General features: G+C 66.0%; 13 protein-coding genes. 11 read left to right on the forward strand and 2 right to left on the reverse strand.

The features are described from left to right. Positions 1-149: 149 nt before the first annotated feature. From DI041_RS02520 to cueR, 8 genes are all read left to right on the forward strand, one after another. Positions 150-1,739 carry a calcineurin-like phosphoesterase C-terminal domain-containing protein gene (locus tag DI041_RS02520; RefSeq protein WP_136639907.1) on the forward strand — a complete coding sequence of 530 codons (1,590 nt, stop codon included), beginning with the start codon at positions 150-152 and terminating at the stop codon, positions 1,737-1,739. 36 nt (positions 1,740-1,775) lie between these two features. Further along, positions 1,776-2,060 carry a hypothetical protein gene (locus DI041_RS02525; protein WP_005409434.1) on the forward strand — a complete coding sequence of 95 codons (285 nt, stop codon included), beginning with the start codon at positions 1,776-1,778 and terminating at the stop codon, positions 2,058-2,060. An 84-nt stretch (positions 2,061-2,144) separates the two neighbouring features. Beyond that, complete coding sequence (locus DI041_RS02530; protein ID WP_136639908.1) at positions 2,145-3,167, forward strand: glucokinase; 1,023 nt, start codon at positions 2,145-2,147, stop codon at positions 3,165-3,167. Positions 3,168-3,218: 51 nt separating this feature from the next. Beyond that, positions 3,219-4,217, forward strand: a complete 999-nt coding sequence (locus DI041_RS02535) for a glycosylasparaginase (RefSeq protein ID WP_136639909.1) — start codon at positions 3,219-3,221, stop codon at positions 4,215-4,217. Further along, the gene (locus tag DI041_RS02540; RefSeq protein ID WP_136639910.1) at positions 4,214-4,951 is read left to right on the forward strand and encodes a copper homeostasis protein CutC; all 738 of its coding nucleotides are present in this window, start codon (positions 4,214-4,216) and stop codon (positions 4,949-4,951) included. The genes DI041_RS02535 and DI041_RS02540 overlap by 4 nt, the downstream gene beginning before the upstream one ends. Positions 4,952-5,346: 395 nt before the next feature. Continuing rightward, complete coding sequence (locus DI041_RS02545) at positions 5,347-8,304, forward strand: TonB-dependent receptor plug domain-containing protein (protein WP_046985967.1); 2,958 nt, start codon at positions 5,347-5,349, stop codon at positions 8,302-8,304. A gap of 173 nt (positions 8,305-8,477) precedes the next feature. Then, the gene (locus tag DI041_RS02550) at positions 8,478-10,979 is read left to right on the forward strand and encodes a heavy metal translocating P-type ATPase (protein ID WP_136639911.1); all 2,502 of its coding nucleotides are present in this window, start codon (positions 8,478-8,480) and stop codon (positions 10,977-10,979) included. Positions 10,980-10,990: 11 nt separating this feature from the next. Further along, positions 10,991-11,446, forward strand: a complete 456-nt coding sequence (gene cueR, locus DI041_RS02555) for a Cu(I)-responsive transcriptional regulator (RefSeq protein ID WP_046985969.1) — start codon at positions 10,991-10,993, stop codon at positions 11,444-11,446. Positions 11,447-11,526: 80 nt separating this feature from the next. On the opposite strand, the gene DI041_RS02560 is transcribed toward cueR, so the two are convergent. Further along, on the reverse strand, positions 11,527-11,721 hold the full coding sequence (locus DI041_RS02560; RefSeq protein ID WP_012510895.1) for a heavy-metal-associated domain-containing protein: 195 nt from the start codon (positions 11,719-11,721) through the stop codon (positions 11,527-11,529). A gap of 199 nt (positions 11,722-11,920) precedes the next feature. Beyond that, complete coding sequence (locus DI041_RS02565; RefSeq protein ID WP_136639912.1) at positions 11,921-14,998, reverse strand: TonB-dependent receptor; 3,078 nt, start codon at positions 14,996-14,998, stop codon at positions 11,921-11,923. A gap of 1,035 nt (positions 14,999-16,033) precedes the next feature. Between DI041_RS02565 and DI041_RS02580 the strand changes: the two genes are divergently transcribed. The 3 genes from DI041_RS02580 to fucP all read left to right on the forward strand — a co-directional run bounded on the left by DI041_RS02580 (position 16,034) and on the right by fucP (position 21,019). Beyond that, a complete protein-coding gene (locus tag DI041_RS02580; RefSeq protein WP_136640007.1) occupies positions 16,034-18,499 on the forward strand; it encodes a GH92 family glycosyl hydrolase in 2,466 nt (821 codons plus the stop codon). Between the two features lie 96 nt (positions 18,500-18,595). Next, the gene (locus DI041_RS02585; protein WP_014037023.1) at positions 18,596-19,645 is read left to right on the forward strand and encodes a LacI family DNA-binding transcriptional regulator; all 1,050 of its coding nucleotides are present in this window, start codon (positions 18,596-18,598) and stop codon (positions 19,643-19,645) included. A gap of 60 nt (positions 19,646-19,705) precedes the next feature. Continuing rightward, on the forward strand, positions 19,706-21,019 hold the full coding sequence (fucP, locus tag DI041_RS02590) for an L-fucose:H+ symporter permease (RefSeq protein ID WP_100468323.1): 1,314 nt from the start codon (positions 19,706-19,708) through the stop codon (positions 21,017-21,019). The last annotated feature ends 1 nt before the right edge of the window (position 21,020 follow it).

Raw genomic sequence — 21,020 nt, forward strand, 5'->3', positions numbered from 1 at the left:
TAGTGCCGGCCGCTGGCCGGCAACCACCAGATGCCCGACGATCATGAGGTTGCCGGCCAGCGGCCGGCACTACCGGCAATGCGCCACCGCGTGCGCGATGTCATCAACGGAATCTACAATAGGCGGTCTTCTTTTTCCCCGGACCGCCCATGAAACTGCCTGCCACCTGGCTGTGCTGCCTGTTGCTGACCTCGCCGGCCTGGGCCGCGGACACCGTGGTCAGCGGCAAGGTCTATCTGGAGCGCGATGGCCGGCCGGGTCGCGGTGCGACCGATCCGGGCCTGGCCGGGGTGCAGGTCTCCAACGGCGAAGCCATCGTCAAGACTGCCGCCGATGGCAGCTACAGCCTGCCGGTGCGCGACGGCCAGACCGTGTTCGTGATCAAGCCCGATGCCTACGCTTTCCCGAAGGCCACCGACGGCCTGCCGTCGTTCTGGCGCCACTACCGCCCGAACGGTTCACCGGCACTGAAGTACGGTGGTATCGCCGCCACCAGCGATGTCACCCGCAACTGGGATTTCGCGCTGCAGTCGGACCGCCACGACAGCCGCCGTGGTTTCCAGATGCTGGTGTTCACCGATTCGCAGACCGCCAGCCTGAAGGACATCGGCTACTACCAGCAGTCGATCGTGGCACCGCTGGTCGGCCAGACCAGGGCGCGCATGGGCACCACCCTGGGTGACATCGTCAACGATGACCTGACTCTGTATCCGGCGATCAACAAGGTCACCACCGAACTTGGCGTGCCGTGGTTCCATGTGCCGGGCAACCACGACCTCGACTTCGATGCGGGCAGCGACGAACATTCGCTGGACAGCTGGCGCAACATCTATGGCCCGGACACCTACGCGGTGGAAGAGGGCGGCGCCAGCTTCGTGTTCCTGGACGACGTGGTCTACGACCCCAAGGCCAAGCCGAAGTACGTCGGCGGCCTGCGCGAAGACCAGTTCGCCTTCCTTGCCAGTTACCTGAAGGGCCTGCACAAGGACCGCCTGCTGGTGCTGGGCATGCACATCCCGTTGTTCGACGCCGCGCCGGGGCGCGAGACCTTCCGCCACGCCGACCGCCAGCGCCTGTTCGACCTGCTGAAGGATTTCCGCAACGTGCTGGTGCTCAGCGGCCACAGCCACACCCAGCAGCACGTCTACCACGGCAAGGCCGAGGGCTGGAACGGCGACAAGCCGCTGCACGAGTACAACGTCGGTGCCAACTGCGGTGCGTTCTGGTCGGGGGTGAAGGACGTCGCCGGCGTGCCGGACAGCACCATGAGCGATGGCACGCCGAAGGGTTATGCGCTGCTCGACGTGGCTGGCAATGGCAGCTACAAGCTGCAGTATCGCGTGGCCGGCCAACCGGCCAGCGAGCAGATCGGCCTGCATGCCCCCAAGGTGCTGCGCCAGGGCGCCTACCCGGCGTGGGGTGTCTACGCCAATGTCTACATGGGTGAGGATGCCAGCGTGGTCGAGTACCGCGTGGATGGCGGCGCCTGGCAGCCGATGAAGCAGGTCAGCCAGCCCGATCCGCGCCTGATGGTGGAGAACGTGGCCGACGATCTTGCAAACAACCTGCGTGGCTACGATCGCTCGCCGGAGGCCACCGCATCGCCGCACCTGTGGCGCGGCGCGTTGCCGACCGATCTGGCGGTGGGCAGCCACAAGGTTGAAGTGCGTTCGACCCAGCCCGATGGCGCGGTTTTCACCGCCACCACCAGCTACAGCCTGCAGACTGCCCAGCCCTGATCCAGGGCGCCGCTGCCCAACGCGAAAGGACCCCGCATGGATATCCGCTTCATGGCCGGCACCACGCCGGTGACGCTGAGCCGCCACTGGTTCACCGGTGCGATGCTGCTGCAGAGCGCTACCGAAAAGGTCTGGGTGCAGCATCCGCTGCACCCGGGCACCCACTTCTCGTTCTCGCTGGTACAGTCGTGGTTGCGCCACATCGCCGGCCACGAAGTGCTGGTCGAGCGCACCCGGCCATTGTTGTTTGCCGGCTTCCGCCCGCAGCGCCTGCGCGTGCTGGTGGACGGCGTGCAGGTGGCCGAACAGGAAGGCATGTAGGCCAACCTGAACCATCGGCGTGCTAGGCAAAGCCGCCCCGATGCCTGAGAATCGGGGCGATTCAATCGATCCAAGCAGGCCAGCGTGACCATCGCAGCAGCGTCTCCGGTTTCTACCGACTCCGCCCGCGGCGGCCTTCCGCGCAGTCTCGTTGTCGCCGATGTCGGCGGCACTTTCGCCCGTCTGGCCTTGGCTGCGACCCAACCCGGCCAGGCGCCGCTACTGGGCAGCCATCGCACCTATGCCTGCGCCGAGCACCCCAGCCTGGCTGCGATCCTGGCCGATTTCACCGCTGGTCTCGGCCAGCCGGTGCAGACCGCAGTGGTGGCCATCGCCGGTCTGCTCGATGGCGATGTGCTGATCAATGCCAACCTGCCGTGGACGGTCTCGCTGTCGACCACGCGCGAACAGTCTGGCCTGCGCGAACTGCAGCTCATCAATGATTTCGAAGCGGTGGCGCTGGCGATCCCGTACCTGCAGCCGGAAACCCTGGTGCCTCTGAACGGCGACGCCGATCCGGCGCAGGCCTTCCCGGCGCTGGTGCTGGGCGCGGGTACCGGCCTGGGCGCGGCACTGCGTTTTGCCGATGGCGAGCGCCCGGTGCTGGCCAGCGAGATCGGCCATGCCGCGCTCGGTGCCGGCAACACACTGGAGCTGCAGGTGCTGGGCAAGCTGCTGCAGCGCTGGCCGCACGTGGACAACGAACGCGTGCTGTCCGGCAGCGGCCTGATGAACCTGTATCCGTGCCTGTGCGAACTGCGCGGCGTCACCCCTGTGTGGACCAGTACCGAGGCGCTGATCGGTGCCGCGCGCAGCGGCGAGGATGCACTGGCGGTGGAAACGCTGCAGGTGTTCTGTGCCTGGCTGGGCAGCCTGGCGGGCGACGCGGCGATCGCCGTCGGCGCGCGCTCGGTGTACCTGGCCGGGGGCATTTCCGCGCATGTGCAGGATTTCCTGGCCGATGGCCGCTTCCGTCAGCGCTTCCTCAACAAGGGCGTGCTGACCGAGGTGCTGCGCCAGGTACCGGTTTGGCGGGTGGAGCACGGCCAGCTGGGTGTGCTCGGTGCAGCGGTCTGGCACGCCGCGCGGCAGCCCATGCACGACTGATCAGCAGGGCCGGCATCGGGCCGGCCGTGCATTGCAGACTGGGAGGGGAAGATGGTGGATCGCAGGCAGTTCCTGCAGGCCGGTGCACTGGCCGCAGGCATGGCGGCATTGCCGGGCGTGCAGGCGCGCACGCAGGGTGGGGCCCGGGTGGTCTCCACCTGGGACTTCGGCGTACCGGCCAACCAGGCCGCATGGAAGGTGCTGGCGCAGGGTGGCAGCGCGCTGGATGCGGTGGAAGCAGGCGCACGCTGGGCCGAGAGCGAGCTGTGCAACCCCACTGTTGGCCATTGCGGCAATCCGGATCGCGACGGCGTGCTGAGCCTGGACGCGAGCATCATGGACGGCGATGGTCGCTGTGGTGCGGTGGCAGCGCTGGTCGACATCCTGCATCCGGTGTCGGTCGCCCGCAAAGTGATGGAAAACAGCCCGCATGTGTTGCTGGTGGGCGAGGGCGCGCAGCAGTTCGCGATGCAGCAGGGCTTCGAACGCAAGCGCCTGCTGACGCCGCAGGCCGAAGCCGCCTGGCGCGAGTGGTTGAAAACCGAGAAGTACCAGCCGCAGATCAACGCCGAGCGCCGCGGCATTCCCGGCAGCAGCGACAACCACGACACCATCGGCATGCTGGCACTGGATGCCAAGGGCCACCTGGCCGGTGCGTGCACCACCAGCGGCATGGCCTGGAAACTGCACGGCCGCGTCGGCGACAGCCCGATCATCGGTGCCGGCCTGTACGTCGACAACGACGTGGGTGCGGCCACCGCCTCGGGCGTGGGTGAGGAGATGATCCGCAATGCCGCTTCGTTCCTGGTGGTCGAGCTGATGCGCCAGGGACGTTCTCCCGCGCAGGCCTGCCGCGAAGCGATCGACCGCGTGGTGCGCAAGCGCCCGGAAGCGAGCAAGACACTGCAGGTGTGCTTCCTGGCCATGAACAAGCAGGGTGAGGTGGGCGCTTACGCGCTGCATCGTGGTTTCGTCTATGCAGTGTGCGATGCGCAGCGCCAGGACGATCTGCGTGATTCGCCGTCGATCTACACGAGCACCCAGGCGTGAGCACGCGGCTGACCCTGGAGATCGCCAGCAATTCGCTGGCATCGGCGCTGGCCGCGCAGGCCGGCGGCGCCGACCGCATCGAGCTGTTCGACAACCTGGCCGAGGGCGGTACCACGCCGTCGTTCGCCAGTATCGCGATCGCCCGCGAACGCCTGTCGATTCCGTTCTTCGTGCTGGTGCGGCCACGCCCGGGCGACTTCCACTACGACGGGTTGGAAACCGAGCTGATGCTGCGTGACATCGCGCAGTGCCGCGCGCTGGGCTGCGATGGCGTGGTGATCGGTGCGCTGGATGCGCAGGGCGGCATCGACGTGCCGTTGTGCCGTGAACTGGTGCAGGCTGCCGGGCCGCTGCAGGTGACCTTCCACCGCGCCTTTGATGCTGCCCGGGACCTGCCCGCCGCGCTGGAGCAGGTGATCGGGTTGGGTTGCCAGCGCGTGCTGACCTCGGGCGGTCAGGTCAGTGCCGAGGCCGGTGCCGATGTGCTGGCAGGCCTCGTTACCCAGGCAGCGGGCCGCATCACGGTGATGGCCGGCGCCGGACTGGCCCCGGGCAACATCGCAGCCGTTGCACGGCAGACCGGTTGTACCGAACTGCACGCCTCGGCCAAGGGCCTGCGGCGCTCGGCCATGCAGTTCCAGAACCCGGCTTTGCGAGGGTTGGATCCGGACTGGAGCCAGACCGCCACTGCCACTGTGGCCGCGCTGCGGCAGGCGCTGGACGGCGCGCAGTAACCCGCTTCTTGTGTAGAGCCGAGCCTACGCTCGGCTGCTCTTCGCGACGAACAACAGCAGCCGAGCGCAGGCTCGGCTCTACAACGACCCGCTGCCGTACGCGGACAAATCCGTTCCGCGCACGATTGTCGCGATCGTGTCATTGACGTGTGCGCCGTTTTCTCAGCGATGTTTCGCAACCCTTTGATTGTCTTGGATACGTGCAGCCGATAACGGCATTGCGCCGCGTCTTGCTGCGTCGCCGCATGCCCGGCGTGGTTCAGCTGTGCTTTAGTTTGGATCGATCCACAGGGGAGGGCGCCGTATCGGTCTTGAACCGATCCAGGTGCCCGGATCAGCCGTAGAGCCGCGCCACCAACCGTCCGTGCGTCCACACTTTCGAAGAGCAACCACCCATGGCTCAGTCCGTTCGCAAGCGTCGTCACCTGCTGTCCCAGGCGTTGATCCTGGCCCTGTTGCCCCTGGCGGCCAGCGCGCAGGAGGCCGCCAGTTCGTCCACCAAGGATCTCGACGCGGTCACCGTCACCGGTTCGCGCATCAAGCGCGCCAGCGTTGAGGGCCCGGCACCGGTCAACGTGATCACCGCCGCACAGATCCAGAAGGAAGGCTTCGTCAGCGTGTACGACGCGCTGAAGACGCTCACTGAAGCCACCGGCACCGTTGAAGCCGCCTCGCAGTGGGGATCGCATACGCCCAATGCCAGCGGCCTGAACCTGCGCGGGATGGGCCCGAACCGCTCGCTGCTGCTGGTCAACGGTCGCCGCGTGGCCGACTACCCGTTGCCCTACGGTGGCGAAACCAACTTCTCCAACTACGGCAACATTCCCGCTGCTGCGGTGGAGCGCATTGAAGTGCTGACCGGTGGTGCCTCGGCCATCTACGGTTCGGATGCGATCGCCGGTGTGGTCAACGTCATCCTGAAGACCAACTACGACGGCGACGAAGTGCGCGTGCGCGGTGGTACCTCCACCGAAGGCGGCCGCGATACCTGGGACCTGTCCTGGGCCGGTGGCAGGACCGGCGACAACTGGAGCGTGACCTACGCACTGCAGTACACCAAGCGCGATCCGCTGTTCGGGCGTGACCGCCCGCAGATGGACGATGCCGACGATGCGCCGTATCCGTCCTGGAACATGGAACAGCGCAAGGTCGGCTTCCGTCCCACCGCAGGGCTGGCGCTGATCGATCCCACGACCGGCCAGCGCCTGGCGCCGCCCACCGGCACCTGCGAGAAATTCGACGGCGAGTACTACACCGCCGATCGATTGGTCTACAACTACGCCGCCAACACCATCACCAACACCGGCCGCCTGTGCGGCATGAGCGCCGACTACGCCAACTGGCTGCTCACCGGTGGTGCCGAGAACGTGTCCGGCAACCTGTATGCCACCTTCGATTTCAGCAACGACCTGCAGGCCTGGACCAACCTGGCGGTATACCGCTCCGAAGCGATATGGGGCACCAATCCGCCCAGCGTGTCGCTGATCGACGATGACAACGGCTACTACTGGGATGCCAACCGCAACCGCCCGATCCTCGGCGTGCGCCAGTTCACTCCGAACGAGGTGGGCGGCCTGGACACGCTGCGTAACACCAACCGCGAACTGTCCTGGGACTGGAGTGCGGGCCTGCGTGGTCGCCTGGCCGATCGCTTCGACTGGAGCGCCACGGTGGGCCGTTCCTACTACCGCGTTGAAGAGCGGCAGAACGTGGTCGACAAGCAGAAGTCGTACGACTATTTCCTCGGCCCGAAGCTGGGCACCACCGCCGACGGCGAGGCGATCTACGCACTGAACGAATCGCGCTGGTGGAACCCGCTGACGCCGGAGCAGTACTGGCAGATGGGCACGGTCGCGAAGAACCGTGCGTCCTCATGGGTCAACCAGGCTTCGGCGGATATCACCGGCGAACTGTTCCAGGGCTGGGCCGGCCCGATCTCGTTCGCGGCGGTGGCCGAAGTCGCGCAGCAGGGCTACCACCTCAGTCCGGACCCGCGCGCCGGCATCGACTTCGACCTGCAGAACGTCGATCGCGGTGGCGGCGAGCGCACCCGCTATTCGGCCGGCGTCGAGTTCAAGATTCCGCTGCTGGAAAGCGTGACCGCCACTGCGGCCGCGCGCTATGACCGCTATGGCAGCTACAAGGCTGACAACAGCGGTGAAGCGCTGGACATCGGCAGCCAGAAGGAGACCACCTGGAATGTCGGCCTGGAATGGCGCCCGGTGGAGTCGTTGCTGGTGCGTGGCTCCTATGCCACCAGCTTCCATGCGCCGGACATGCACTACCTGCTCGGCCAGCCGAGCAGCTCCGAGGTGCAGACCTATGACCGCCTGCGCTGCATCCAGAGTGGCGCGTACCTGGTCAACAACTGTGGCGTGGGCAATACCGATGTCTGGTACACGTTCGACGTGAACCGGCGTGGCACGCCGCTGCTGCGTTCGGAGACCGGTGATTCGTGGACGGTCGGTTTCGTCTGGGATGTGCTGCCGAATCTGTCGGTCAGTGCCGATTACTGGGCAATCAAGCTGGAAGACATGATCGTCGACGTGGGCGCCGACGAGGTGCTGGCCAGCGAGGCGGGCTGCCTGACCGGCAAGAACATGGACGGTACGCCGTGGGCCAATCCGGCCGGTGGTGAATACTGCGCCGGCATCCTGGCCCGGGTGAACCGTGACAGCAATGGTCGCCTGGTATCGATTGAACGTGGCCCGTTCAACCTGGCCAGCCGCGAAGTGCGGGGCATCGACCTGACCGCGCGCTATCGCCTGGAAACCGCGCAGTGGGGCAGCTTCCAGCTCGGCCTGAACTACACCAACCAGATCTCAACCAAGGAACAGCGTTACGCCAACGATCCGAACCCGGAGCGTCGTGACCGTGACCTGCGCAGCAAGCTGCGCGCGAGCCTGGCCTGGCAGCGTGGCAACTGGAATGCCAACGTCTATGCCGATCGCATCGGTTCGGTGCCGGGCGTTCGCTATCACTGGGGCACCGATCGCCTGAACAATCCTGGTGGTTGCCTGCCGTTCGCCGACGGTTACGTGCCCAGCGACAGCCCGTCGTTGAACTGCCTGGAGCCGGCGACGCGTCCGGATGGCTCGCCCAATCCGAACCCGAACGCCGGCCAGCAGACCACGCGCTACTACGGGCGGGTCGGCCCGTTCATCACCTGGAACTTCAACATGGGCTACCAGGTGACCGAACGCGCCAAGGTCAATGTCTACGTCAACAACGTGTTCAATTCGGCCAGCTGGAACCATAAGGATCCGTACAAGCTGGACTATGACTTCGCCCCGACCCGCCTGCTCGGCGCGGTTGGCCGCGAGTTCGCGCTGGAGTACGTGTTCACCTTCTGAGGTGGACAGCGGGGGCGTCGGGCCTTGATCCGCAAGGCGTCCCCGTCCGCTCGGTAGATCCACGCCATGCGTGGATGGACCCCTTCATGAACCCCGGGGTGGCTGGATTTGACCTTCCCACGATGGCAAGGTTTAGCCTGTCCGCATCCAGAAGGAACCCCGGGAATCCGATCATGACCACGCCCCGCGCCACTGCAGTCCCCGCCAGCTCGGCCACCATCAGCCTGCCCATCGAGGGCATGACCTGCGCCAGCTGCGTCGGCCGTGTCGAAGCGGCACTGTCCAAGGTTGAAGGCGTGGGCAGTGTCTCGGTGAACCTGGCCACCGAGCGGGCGGATATCCGCGCGTCCGGACCGGTCGATCGTGCCGCGCTGATCCAGGCGGTGGAGCGGGTGGGCTACGACGTGCCGGCCGCCACCGTCGAGCTGGCGGTGGAGGGCATGACATGTGCCTCCTGCGTCGGCCGCGTCGAGCGCGCGCTGCTGGCGGTACCGGGCGTCAACCAGGCCAGCGTCAACCTGGCCACTGAACGCGCCACGGTGCGCGGCGTGGCAGCCGCGGACGCGCTGGTGGCGGCCATCGACAAGGTCGGCTACGTCGCACGCCTGATCGAGGCCGGCGTGCAGTCCGATGATGAGGCCGCCGAAAAGAAGGATGCCGAGCGCGCCGAACTGAAGCGCGACCTGATCGTGGCGAGCGCGCTTGCGTTGCCGGTGTTCGTGCTGGAAATGGGCTCGCACCTGATTCCCGGCATGCACGAATGGGTGATGGCCACCATCGGCATGCAGACCAGCTGGTACCTGCAGTTCGTACTGACCCTGCTGGTGCTGGCCATTCCCGGCCGCCGCTTCTACCAGAAGGGTTTCCCGGCACTGCTGCGGCTGGCACCGGACATGAACTCGCTGGTGGCGGTGGGTACCGCCGCAGCGTTCGGTTACTCGGTGGTGGCGACCTTTGCACCGCGGTTGTTGCCGCCGGGCACGGTGAACGTCTACTACGAAGCAGCGGCGGTGATCGTCGCGCTGATCCTGCTCGGCCGCTTCCTTGAGGCGCGCGCGAAGGGCCGTACCTCCGAGGCGATCAAGCGCCTGGTCAACCTGCAGGCCAAGGTCGCACATGTGATCCGTGACGGCCGCACGATCGAGATTCCGGTCAACGAGGTTCTGAGCGGCGATGTGGTGGAAGTGCGCCCGGGCGAGCGCGTGCCGGTCGATGGCGAGGTGATCGAGGGCCGTAGCTACATCGACGAGTCGATGATCAGTGGCGAACCGATTCCGGTCGAGAAGCAGCCGGGCAGCAGCGTGGTGGGCGGCACGGTCAACCAGAAAGGTGCACTGACCGTGCGTGCCACGGCGGTGGGCGCGCAGACCATGCTGGCGCAGATCATCCGCATGGTCGAACAGGCACAGGGCTCGAAGCTGCCGATCCAGGCGGTGGTCGACAAGGTCACCCTGTGGTTCGTGCCGGCGGTGATGCTGGCCGCACTGGCGACCTTCGCGGTCTGGTTGATCTTCGGCCCATCGCCGGCGCTGAGCTTCGCGCTGGTCAATGCGGTGGCGGTATTGATCATTGCCTGCCCGTGTGCAATGGGCCTGGCCACGCCGACGTCGATCATGGTCGGTACCGGCCGCGGCGCCGAGATGGGCGTGCTGTTCCGCAAGGGTGAAGCACTGCAGTTGCTGAAGGACGCGCAGGTAGTGGCGGTGGACAAGACCGGTACGCTGACCGAAGGCCGGCCGCGCCTGACCGACCTGGAGATCGCCGACGGCTTTGATCGCGCCACAGTGCTGGCCGCGGTCGCCACCGTGGAATCACGTTCGGAGCATCCGATCGCCCGCGCCATTGTCGATGCAGCCACCGAGCAGGGCCTCGCGCTGCCATCGATGGTCGATTTCGATTCGGTCACCGGCATGGGCGTGCGCGCCAGCGTAGAGGGCGCACGGGTAGAGGTCGGCGCCGATCGCTTCATGCGCGATCTTGGCGTGGATATCACCGCGTTTGCGGCGCTGGCGGCCGAACTCGGCGCGCAGGGCAAGTCGCCGTTGTACGCGGCCATCGATGGACGCCTGGCAGCGATCATCGCAGTATCCGATCCGATCAAGCCGAGCACGCCGGCCGCGATCGCGGCGCTGCATCAGCTTGGCCTGAAGGTGGCGATGATCACCGGTGACAACACCGGTACCGCGCAGGCGATCGCGCGCCAGCTGGGTATCGATGAAGTGGTGGCCGAAGTGCTGCCGGAAGGCAAGGTCGAGGCGGTGCGCCGCTTGAAGGCCACTCATGGCCATGTTGCCTTTGTTGGTGACGGCATCAACGATGCGCCGGCGCTGGCCGAGGCCGATGTCGGCCTGGCCATCGGGACCGGCACCGATATCGCGGTGGAGTCGGCCGATGTGGTGCTGATGTCGGGCAACCTGCAGGGCGTGCCGAATGCCATCGCGCTTTCGAAGGCAACGCTGGGCAACATCCGACAGAACCTGTTCTGGGCCTTTGCCTACAACACCGCATTGATTCCGGTGGCGGCCGGCGTGCTGTACCCGGTCTGGGGTGTGCTGCTGTCGCCGGTGTTCGCCGCCGGTGCGATGGCCTTGTCCAGCGTGTTCGTGCTGGGCAATGCGCTGCGCCTGCGCCGCTTCCAGCCGCCGATGGCGGATGCCCCCGCTGCGAGCCACTGAAGGAGAACCGCATGAACATCGGTGAAGCCGCCAAGGCCTCCAGCGTATCGGCGAAGATGATCCGCTACTACGAACAGATCGGCCTGATTCCCGCGGCAGATCGCACCGAGTCCGGCTACCGGGCGTATTCGCAGGCGGACATCCACCGCCTGCGTTTCATTCGCCGCGCGCGCGATCTCGGCTTCCAGGTCGCCGAGATCACCGACCTTCTGGGCCTGTGGAACGACACCTCGCGGCACAGTGCCGACGTCAAGCATCTTGCCGAACAGCACATCGCCGACCTGGAACAGCGTATCGAAAGCATGCGGCAGATGGCCGACACGCTGAAGTCGTTGATCAGCTGCTGTGCGGGCGATGAGCGCCCGGAATGCCCGATCCTGCAGCGGCTGGGCGAGGACGAAGAGACCCTGACACCGCCGGAGGCCGCGAAGACCGGTGCAGTACGGCGCCGCACGCACAAGCACTGACCTGGCGTTGCATGCATGAAAAAACCCGCCCGGTGCAGCTGCACCGGGCGGGGTTTTCGTTGCAGCCGCAGGGTAGGGAATCAGGCCGTGCGCGGCGGGAAGCCTGCATCGGTCAGTGCCGCCACGATCTGTGATTCGCTGGCCGAGGTCTGCACCTGCACGCGACGGCTGGCCGGATCTGCCTGCACGCTGGCCTGCGGATCGACCAGCTCGATCGCCTTGGTCACGCTGCGTGCGCAGCCGCCGCAGGTCATGCCTTCAACGTGGAATTCCATCTGTAGCTCCTTCGGTGCTCTTGGGGTGGAGCCAGTGTGCACCTTCCAACATTGGCAGGGTCAAGCGCAGGGCTGAACCGAAGAAAAGCGCCAACAAAAACAGCAGCCACCTGTACCAGCGCGGCTGCCGTGGAGGACCGTCCCCGCCAGGGCGGGACGTGGGTTGCACCGGGGCGGGCCCGGGCAACCCGGTGTTGCCTTAGAACTTCCAGGTGGCGCCGAAGTACAGCTGGCGGCCTGCGTAGGTATTGGAGATCAGGCGTGCCTTGGTGTCGCTTCCCAGGTGCACGCGCTGTTCGGACTTGGTGGCATTGATCACCGAGGCGGTCAGGGTCCAGTCCGGGGTCAGGTTGTAGGCCACGTTCAGATCCAGCTGGTCATACGGCTCGGTGTAAACGGTGAGGCCGTTGTTGAGCCCGCCGACCACCTGGCCGCGACGGTTGAACGAGGCGCGCGCGAGGAACTTCTCGTTCTCGTAGAAGACCGTCACGTTGGCCTGGTTCTTGGCGCTGCCGACCAGCGGCGAGGAGCCGATTTCCTGCCCGTCCAACACAATGGAAGCCAGGTTGGTGTCGTTGTAGGTGTAGTTGGCCTGCACGCCGAAGCCGAAATCGAAGGTGTACTGGCCATACAGCTCGACGCCCTGCGAGACACCATCGCGGCCATTGGCCTGGGTTTCATAGCGCTGCACGTTCACCGCTTCACCGCCGATGACCATCGGCGTGTCGCGCACCACCGGCAGGGTGAAGTTGTCCACGTTCTTGCGGAACAGGCCGACGCCGGCGACCGCGCCCGGCTGGAAGTACCACTCCAGGCCCAGGTCGAACTGGGTGGCCTTGAACGGTTCCAGCTGCTTGTTGCTGCCCTTGCCGACCCAGCCTGCGGTCGATGCGCCACCGGCAACGCGGCGATCATTGACATACTCTTCGCTGTAATAGCTCAGTGCGCCCGGAGCTGCGATGTCGGTGTAGCCGGGGCGGGCGATCACCTTCGACGCGGCACCACGCAGCACCAGCGTGTCGGTGATGTCCCAGGCGATATTGAAGCTCGGCAGTACGTCGGTGTAGGTACGGTCCACGCCGATCAGGTCGTACGTCTTGCTCTGCGCGAGGTCGTGCGGCAGGCGCACGAAGCCGCTCTCGCAGCTGTAGGTCGGGTAGGCCGCAGCGGCCGGATCGGTGCACGCCATCGGTGCGCCGGATGCGTTGTCCAGGAAGTAGTCGTTGAACTTCTCGATCGAGTCGGAGGACTGCGCGAACTGCTTGGTGCGCACCACGCGCACGCCGACATTGCCGCGCAGGCGTTCGGTACGGAAGTTGGCCTGGAAGTAGCCCGAGTAGATCTTCTCGTTGACGTTGTAGACGAAGTCTTCCTCGGTACGGTTGTGCGAACCGCCGTAGGTCTTGTTCAAGTAGTCGATGTAGGCCGGGTAGTTGATGCCCGGGAACACGTTGGCATTGAAGCCGCCGGCAATGTTGCTGATCGGATTGGACAGGAAGAAGCCGGGCTGCGCGTCGCCGGCAGTCGGATCGCAGCCACTCTGGTAGCGGCTGTTGTCATAGTCGGCCGGGTCGCGGCCGGGGCACACCCAGTAGGTGTTGCCGGTATTGCGATGGACCTTGCCGTCACGGTATTTGGCACCGAACTGGATCGAGTCCAGCCAGCCCGACTCGAACAGCTTGGTCACGTCAGCCTGGAAGTAGTTCTGCTTGACCTCGGTGCGCTTCCACGACGAATCGGTCGAGCCGGTGTCGACTTCGGCGATGCCGTTCATCAGCTGCTGCTGCAGGTCGGGCGAGAAGGTGGCCGACGGCGTGCCGGTCAGGTCCCATGCGCTGTACAGGTTGCCCGACAGGTAATCGTTGCCGACCTTGCGCCGCGGCTTGGCCGACATGCGGAAGTTCATCGACGGACCACCTTCGGACCAGGTACGGCCGCCGGTGAACGAGGCCTTCCACAGCGGGCTGATATCCCAGTCGATGGTCAGGTCAGCGGTCTGCGACAGCGCCTTTTCCTTGCTGTAGCCACCGGTCAGCTGCGGCGTCGGAACCGTGCAGTCGTCCGGGCCCCAGCCGCCGGGCTTCAGGCCAGCGGCCTTGGCCTGGTCTTCGCTGCAGTAGTAGGTCTTTCCAGCCAGCTTTTCGAACTGGGCGCCGGTGACGGTGTTTCCGCTGGGATCGAAATCCAGGCCGTTGAGCAGGCGGCCGCCGGCCCAGTTTCCATCACCGTTGAAGCGGGCCATGCTCCATTCCGGGATCTTCAGCATGTTCTGGGTGTAATCACCCTGCAGCTCGAAGCGGAAGTAGTTGGCCGTCATCGTGACGTTGTCCACCGGCTTGAACTGGAAGGTCAGCTGGCCGCCCTTGCGCTCGCGCTTTTCTTCCTTCACGGCGAAGTTGACCGAGGTCGGCATGAAGAAGTCGCTGTAGTTGCCGCCGGTCTGGTTGTTGAAACCGGACTTGCCCCACCAGTAGTGGATGCCATCCTGCGCCTGCACGTTGCCATAGGCATCGCGCGCCTTGCCGGCGCCATACCACTGGTAGTCCTCGGTGCTGGCTTCCATGGTGCGGGTGGTGCGCTTCTGCTGCGTCACGCCGATCAGCACGCCGAAACGCTCGTCCTTGCTGTGCCACGAATACAGGGCTGAGGCCTGCGGGTCGATATCGTGGTGGGTATCGGAGGAGGTGCCCTCGAGCGTGACGAAGCCCGAGTTGGATTCCATGTCCAGCGGACGCCGCGTGTGCAGGATGACTGTGCCGCCGATGCCGCCTTCGTCGATGCGGGCTTCCGGCGACTTGAACAGTTCTGCACTGGACAGCATGTTCGACGGCAGCAGGGTGTAGTTGAACGAACGGGTGGCTTCGTCGTTGGTTTCCGACGTGGCCACGTAGTTGCCGTTCAACTGGGTCAGGGTCAGGTCCGGCGCAAGGCCGCGCACGCTGACGCTCTTGCCTTCGCCACCGCTGCGGGTGATGACTACGCCGGGCACGCGCTGCAACGCGTCGGCGACGTTCTTGTCGGGGAACTTGCCGACATCTTCTGCGGTGATCACTTCGACCACGGCGTTGGCGTCGCGCTTCTGTGACAGGCTCTTCTCGATGGCGTAGCGGTAGCCGGTGACCTGGACGCTGTCCAGGTTGGTGGCCTCCTGCGAGCCGGTGGAGGTGGCCTGCTGCGCGGCGGCGCCAGCCGGAATGACGGCGGCGGCCAAGGCCAGCGCGATGGCCAACGCCAGTGCGTCCTGACCATGCGTACGTGTTGAATGCTTCATTCCCATCTCTCCCTCTCTCCTGGATTGATCCGGTGACGTGGCACGGACAACTTGAATCGATCTAATTTGAAGTGACATTGTCGCTATTGCCATGCAGTGGCAGTAGCACCGTGCGCGTGGCCTGGTACGTCCTGTTGCTGCTCCCCCAACTCCCGGCCATCGCAGTGTCGTTCTTGGATCGATCTAAGCGATGGGCGGGCGATTTTTAGCATGGGTCGCCCGCGGGCGCATGCTGCTCCGCAATATGGTACTGGCGTGGCGAAGGGATGACGGTTTGCTGAAAACAGTGAAATCGTTTTCGTGCGCAGGGGAGGGTGGGTCGGCAGGGCTGCGCCTTGCACCTGCTGTGAGCCAGGGCAACAGCCAAAGCCAAAGCCAAAGCGGCTCTGGGTTGTCTGTGTGTTGGGCGGGGCGGTGTCGGATTGCGGGGACGCCGTAAACCCGTCCATGGGGGCTTGGCCGCGGCATCCATGCCGCGGACACCCCGCAATCCGACACGGCCCCGCCTTCGACCGTTTCACGGTGGCGGTTGGATTGATCCTGGAACGACATGGGGTCGTGGGGTCAGATCCGTTTTCCTTTGGAAAACGGATCTGACCCCGATTGATTTCGTTATCTGTCAGAGATTGATCGACGCATGGCGTGGATCTACCGCAGATCGCGGAGATCTGTCGAAGGCGGGGTGGGTCCGGTTGCGGGGGCGTCAGCCGCATGGATGCGGCGACCGAGCCTACATGGACGTACTTACGGCGCCCCCTGCAACCGGACCCACCCCGCCATCCCACGGACAGCCGGCTTTTGCTGTTGCTTCGGCTTCGGCAGGTGCAGGGCGCAGCCCTGCCGAACACCCTCTCTCATGCTGCGCCGCAGAATGCATTCGGCTGAACCTGCATGCTCTACTTGAATCGATCTAAATTCACGGTCTGGTGGGTCGGGCGTCATTCCAGGGGGAGCTCTCTGCAGGTCAGGGCAGGGCTCAGCGGAACGGTGTCGGACGGCCCCGGCCGTCTGCCTCCGCGTCATCGACTACAGGAACCCGACATGCGTCCAGTGCCGTCCGCTCCCGCCGTCCCATTGTCCACGCGCCCGCTGGTGCGCCTGGCCTGCCTGCTCGCACTGTCGGCGGCGCCGATGCTGCTGCAGGCGGCGCCGGCTGCGCTGGAGCGCGAGGTCAACACCTTCATCGGCAGCAAGGACGATGGCAACACGTTCCCGGGCGCATCGGCGCCGTTCGGCCTGATCCAGGTCAGCCCGATCGGCAGCCACTATTCGGGCTGGCGCTACGACGACGAGAAGATCCGCGGTTTCGGCCACTCCTTCATCTCCGGCGCCGGCTGCTGGGAGCAGGGCGGCCAGGTGTCGGTTCTGCCGGTCACGGGCTCGATCGGTCCGGGCGGCGATTTCGATACTGGCAATGCGAAGAAGTTTGACCATAAAGCCTACGCCGCGTCGTACACCCATGACGGCGAGATCGGCCAAGCGGGCTATTACAAGGTGCGGCTGACCAGCTACGGCGGCATTGATGCGGAGGCGACTGCACGTACGCGTGCTGCGGCCGAGCGCTACACCTTCAGCCAGCGCAGTGGCGATGGCCACGTGCTGGTCAACGTCGGCCAGGCCAACGAGCGCCATTCGGTGATCGGCAGCGTGGTCGACGTGGTCGGCGACCGCGTGGTCGAAGGCAAGCTGGTCACCAAGAGCTTCTGTGGCGGCCACCAGTACACCACCTGGTTCCGCATCGAGTTCGACCGTCCGTTCAAGGCGCATGGCACCTGGGGCGAGGGCGGTGGCCTGCCCGGCGCGCGCCACAGCATGGAAGGCGAGCAGAAGCCGAACGGTGCCTGGCTCAGCTTCGATCTCGGCAAGGGCCAGTCGGTGACGGCGGTCAGCGCGATCTCGCACGTGGATGCCGAAGGCGCGCGCACCAACCTGCGCGCGGAGGGCATGCAGGGTGGGGCGCTGCTCGGCTTCGACCGCATGCGCGCGCTGTCCCAGCAGTCCTGGCGCGAGCAGCTGGGCCGCGTGCGCGTGCAGGGCGGCACCGCCGACGATCGCACCGTGTTCTACAGCGCGGTCTACCACGCGCTGCTGCAGCCGATGACCGGCAACGATGCCGACGGCCGCTACCGCGGCTATGACGATGGCATCCATCGCGCCGATGGCTGGACGTACTACGAGTATTTCTCGCTGTGGGATACCTACCGCGCGCAGAACCAGTGGCTGGCGCTGACCCGCCCGGACGTGGCGCGGGACATCGGCCGCACCCTGCTGGCGATCGACGAGCAGGGTGGCTGGCTGCCGCGCTGGGGCTATGCCAACTTCGAGACCAACATCATGACCGGCGATCCGGTCACGCCGTTCATGGTCGATCTTTGGCGCTTCGGTGCGCTCAAGGGCCGTGAATCGCAGGCGTGGGATGCGCTGCGTCGCAATGCGTTCGGTACGCCGCCGCTGAACTCGCGCATGGCCGGTCGCTCCGGCAACCCGACCTACCTGGACAAGGGCTACGTGGTCTACGACCGCGCGTTCCCGTCCAAGGGCATGGACGTTGATCCGCACCACGGCGGCTCGGCCACGTTGGAATATGCGCTGGCCGACTGCGCGCTTTCGCAGATGGCCGATGGGCTTGGCCATGCGCAGGACGCGGCGACGTTGCGTGAGCGCGGCCGCAACTGGCGCAAGGTGTGGGATCCGCAGGTGCGTGACGCCGAGACCGGCTTCACCGGTTTCCCGCGCCCGCGTACCGAAGATGGCCAGTGGTATACGCCGGCCGATGGCCACTACAGCCCGCGCTCGCACCACGGTTTCCATGAAGGCACGGCATGGCAGTACCAGTGGCTGGCGCAGCAGGACGTGCCGGGCCTGGTCGAAGCGATGGACGGCCGCGAACAGGCCGGCCGCCGCCTCGATGCATTCTTCGCGATGGACGCGCTGCAGGCCGATCCGCTCAATGCCGCGCGCAAGGAGTGGGTGGTCGGGCCGTACAGCTATTACAACCAGTTCCGCTACAACCCGAACAACGAGCCCGACCTCCACTCGCCTTGGCTGTACACGCTGATCGGCCAGCCGTGGAAGACCGCCGCCGTGGTGCGCGCTGCCCAGCAGCTGTTCACCAATGCACCGAATGGCGTGACCGGCAACGATGACCTCGGCACGATGTCGGCCTGGTACCTGTTCAGTGCCATCGGCGTGTACCCGGCGGTGCCGGGCAGTGGCCAGTTCCTGCTGCACACGCCGCGCTTCAGCAAGGTGGAGGTGGACATGGGCAATGGCCGCACCCTGCGCATCGATGCGCCGGGCGCCGATGGCCGCCGCCTGCAGTACGTGCAGGGCGTGCAGGTCGATGGCCAGGCGCATGCACCGGTGTGGCTGGACTGGAACCGCCTGCAGCAGGGCCCGCGCCTGCAGTTCGCGCTCGATGCGAAGGCGCCGGAGCAGGGCTGGGGCACGGCGGTGAAGGACCTGCCGGTATCCTGGTGCGCGGCACCGGGCAGCCAGCTGCGCTGAGACGGACTGTGCCGTTCGCGGTCACCCAGCGAACGGCACGGCACGACAGGGCCCTGATCCATTAGGCTTGAGCATCCAGCGGAGTCCGGGAAGACGATGAACGACAACGGCAGCAGTCCCAGCAAGCGCGCCGGCAAGGCGGTGACGGTGACCGACATCGCGCGTGCCATCGGCGTGTCACGGGCAACCGTGTCGCTGGTGCTGCGCGGCAGCCCGCTGGTCAACGTTGATACCCGCGCCAAGGTCGAGGCCGAACTGCGCCGCCAGCGCTATGTCTACAACCGCGCCGCTGCCAACCTGCGCCGGCGGACCTCGTCGAGCATCGCGCTGGTGATCAACGATCTGTCCAACCCGTTCTTCGCCGAATTCGCTTCGGGCGTGGACGAGGCGCTGGGCGGGCGCGGCTACGTGACCCTGCTGGGCAGCACGGGTGAATCGCCGGAGCGCCAGCAGGCGGTGCTTTCGACACTGATGGAACACACCCCGGCCGGCCTGATCCTGTCGCCGGCCGAAGGCAGTGACACCGCGCTGCTGCGCCAGGCGCTGGGTGCCAATGCCAACGTGCTGCTGTTCAACCGCGAACTGGAGGGGGCCGACTGGGACTTCCTGACCCTGGACAACCAGCACGGCGCCTACCTGGCCACGCGCCACTTGATCGAGCGCGGCCATCGCCAGATCGCCTTCTTCGGTGGCCACGCGGCATCCAGTTCGTGCCATCAGCGCCGCGCCGGTTTCCAGCAGGCGCTGGCCGAGGCTGGGCTGTCGTTGCCGCCGGGTTGGATGATCGAGTCGGCGCCGAACCGCCTGGAAGCTGCGGCGCGCACCGATGAGCTGTTTGCCGACGGCCATCGGCCGAGTGCAGCGGTCTGCTACAACGACACCGTCGCGCTGGGCTTGATGCTGGGCTTGAATTCGCGTGGCATCCGTCCGGGCGGTGACTTTGCCGTTACCGGTTTCGATGATATTTCCGAAGCGTCGGTGGCGGTGCCGCCGTTGACCACGCTCACCGCTGACCCGCGCGAGCGGGGCCGGCAGGCTGCCGCGCTGCTGCTGCAACGACTGGACGAACCGGACGCGCCGCCACGGCGCACGGTCGCGCCGGTGCAGCTGCGCATCCGCGAAAGCAGTGCCGCACGACCGAACTGATTCCTTCCATACACCCCTTCCACGCAACAACGACCTTCCGCGCATCGAGGCGCGTACCGCATGCCGATCTCCGCAACGCCCCGTCCATCGGGTTCTTCGGGCAACGCACCCGCCGTCACCAACGGCAAGGCGCTGGCCGTGGTCACCACGATCTTCTTCATGTGGGGCTTCCTGACCTGCCTCAATGACATCCTGATCCCGCACCTGAAGGCGGTGTTCGAGCTGAACTATGCCAAGGCGATGCTGGTGCAGTTCACCTTCTTCGGCACCTATTTCCTGATGTCGCTGCCGGCAGGTCGCCTGGTGGCGGCGCTGGGCTACAAGAAGGGCATCGTGGCCGGCCTGGTGATTGCTGGTATCGGCGCGCTGGGCTTCTGGCCAGCGGCCGAGCTGCGCGTGTACGGCGCCTTCCTGGGCGCGCTGTTCGTGCTGGCCACCGGCATTACCGTGCTGCAGGTCGCTGCCAATCCCTACGTCGCACTGTTGGGCCCGGAGCAGACCAGCTCCAGCCGCCTGACCCTGGCGCAGGCGCTGAACTCGCTGGGCACGGCCATTGCGCCGATCTTCGGCGGCATGCTGATCCTGTCCAACACAGTCAAGAGCGCCGATGAACTGAGCGCGCTGCCGGCCGCCGAGCAGCTGGCCTACCGCGCCGCCGAGGCGCAGGCTGTGCAGGGCCCGTACGTGGGTCTGGCAGTGGCGCTGGTGCTGCTGGCGTTGTTCGTGTTCCTGTTCCGCCTGCCGGCGCTGAGCGACGCCACCGAGCAGGCCGACCAGGGCCACCACCACAGCTATCTGGATGCGCTGCGCAAGCGCCACCTGTTGCTGGGTGTGCTGGGCATCTTCTTCTACGTCGGCGCCGAAGTGTCGATCGGCAGCTTCCTGGTCAACTACTTGTCGATGCCGAGCATCGGCGGCTTCAGCGAGCAGGAAGCCACCCACTACGTGTCGGCCTACTGGACGATGGCGATGATCGGCCGCTTTGCGGGCTCGGCGCTGCTGGCGCGCTTCTCGCCGAGCCGCCTGCTGGCGATCTTCGCGCTGGTCAACGTGGCGCTGCTGGCCACGACCATGCTGACCTCCGGCAGCGTTGCGCTGTACTCGGTGGTGGCGATCGGCCTGTTCAACTCGATCATGTTCCCGACCATCTTCGCGCTGAGCATCGAGCGCCTGGGCCCGCTGACCAACAAGGGTTCCAGCCTGCTGATCATGGCCATCGTCGGCGGCGCCGTGGTGCCGTACCTGCAGGGCGTGCTGGCCGACCACATCGGCGTGCAGGCCAGCTTCATCCTGCCGCTGCTGTGCTACGGCTACATCATTTTCTACGGACTGGTCGGCGCGCGTACGCCGGCTTCCGCAACGCAGGGAGGCTGAG

The organism is Stenotrophomonas maltophilia, assembly GCF_004920835.1.
Classification (GTDB): domain Bacteria; phylum Pseudomonadota; class Gammaproteobacteria; order Xanthomonadales; family Xanthomonadaceae; genus Stenotrophomonas; species Stenotrophomonas maltophilia_AQ.

Excerpts from the sequence above, each read along its gene's own strand:
- DI041_RS02585 (WP_014037023.1), top strand. The coding sequence starts at position 18,596 with ATGAACGACAACGGCAGCAGTCCCAGCAAGCGCGCCGGCAAGGCGGTG.
- DI041_RS02565 (WP_136639912.1), bottom strand. The coding sequence starts at position 14,998 with ATGGGAATGAAGCATTCAACACGTACGCATGGTCAGGACGCACTGGCG.
- DI041_RS02580 (WP_136640007.1), top strand. The coding sequence starts at position 16,034 with ATGCGTCCAGTGCCGTCCGCTCCCGCCGTCCCATTGTCCACGCGCCCG.
- DI041_RS02545 (WP_046985967.1), top strand. The coding sequence starts at position 5,347 with ATGGCTCAGTCCGTTCGCAAGCGTCGTCACCTGCTGTCCCAGGCGTTG.
- cueR (WP_046985969.1), top strand. The coding sequence starts at position 10,991 with ATGAACATCGGTGAAGCCGCCAAGGCCTCCAGCGTATCGGCGAAGATG.
- DI041_RS02520 (WP_136639907.1), top strand. The coding sequence starts at position 150 with ATGAAACTGCCTGCCACCTGGCTGTGCTGCCTGTTGCTGACCTCGCCG.
- DI041_RS02560 (WP_012510895.1), bottom strand. The coding sequence starts at position 11,721 with ATGGAATTCCACGTTGAAGGCATGACCTGCGGCGGCTGCGCACGCAGC.
- fucP (WP_100468323.1), top strand. The coding sequence starts at position 19,706 with ATGCCGATCTCCGCAACGCCCCGTCCATCGGGTTCTTCGGGCAACGCA.
- DI041_RS02550 (WP_136639911.1), top strand. The coding sequence starts at position 8,478 with ATGACCACGCCCCGCGCCACTGCAGTCCCCGCCAGCTCGGCCACCATC.
- DI041_RS02535 (WP_136639909.1), top strand. The coding sequence starts at position 3,219 with ATGGTGGATCGCAGGCAGTTCCTGCAGGCCGGTGCACTGGCCGCAGGC.
- DI041_RS02525 (WP_005409434.1), top strand. The coding sequence starts at position 1,776 with ATGGATATCCGCTTCATGGCCGGCACCACGCCGGTGACGCTGAGCCGC.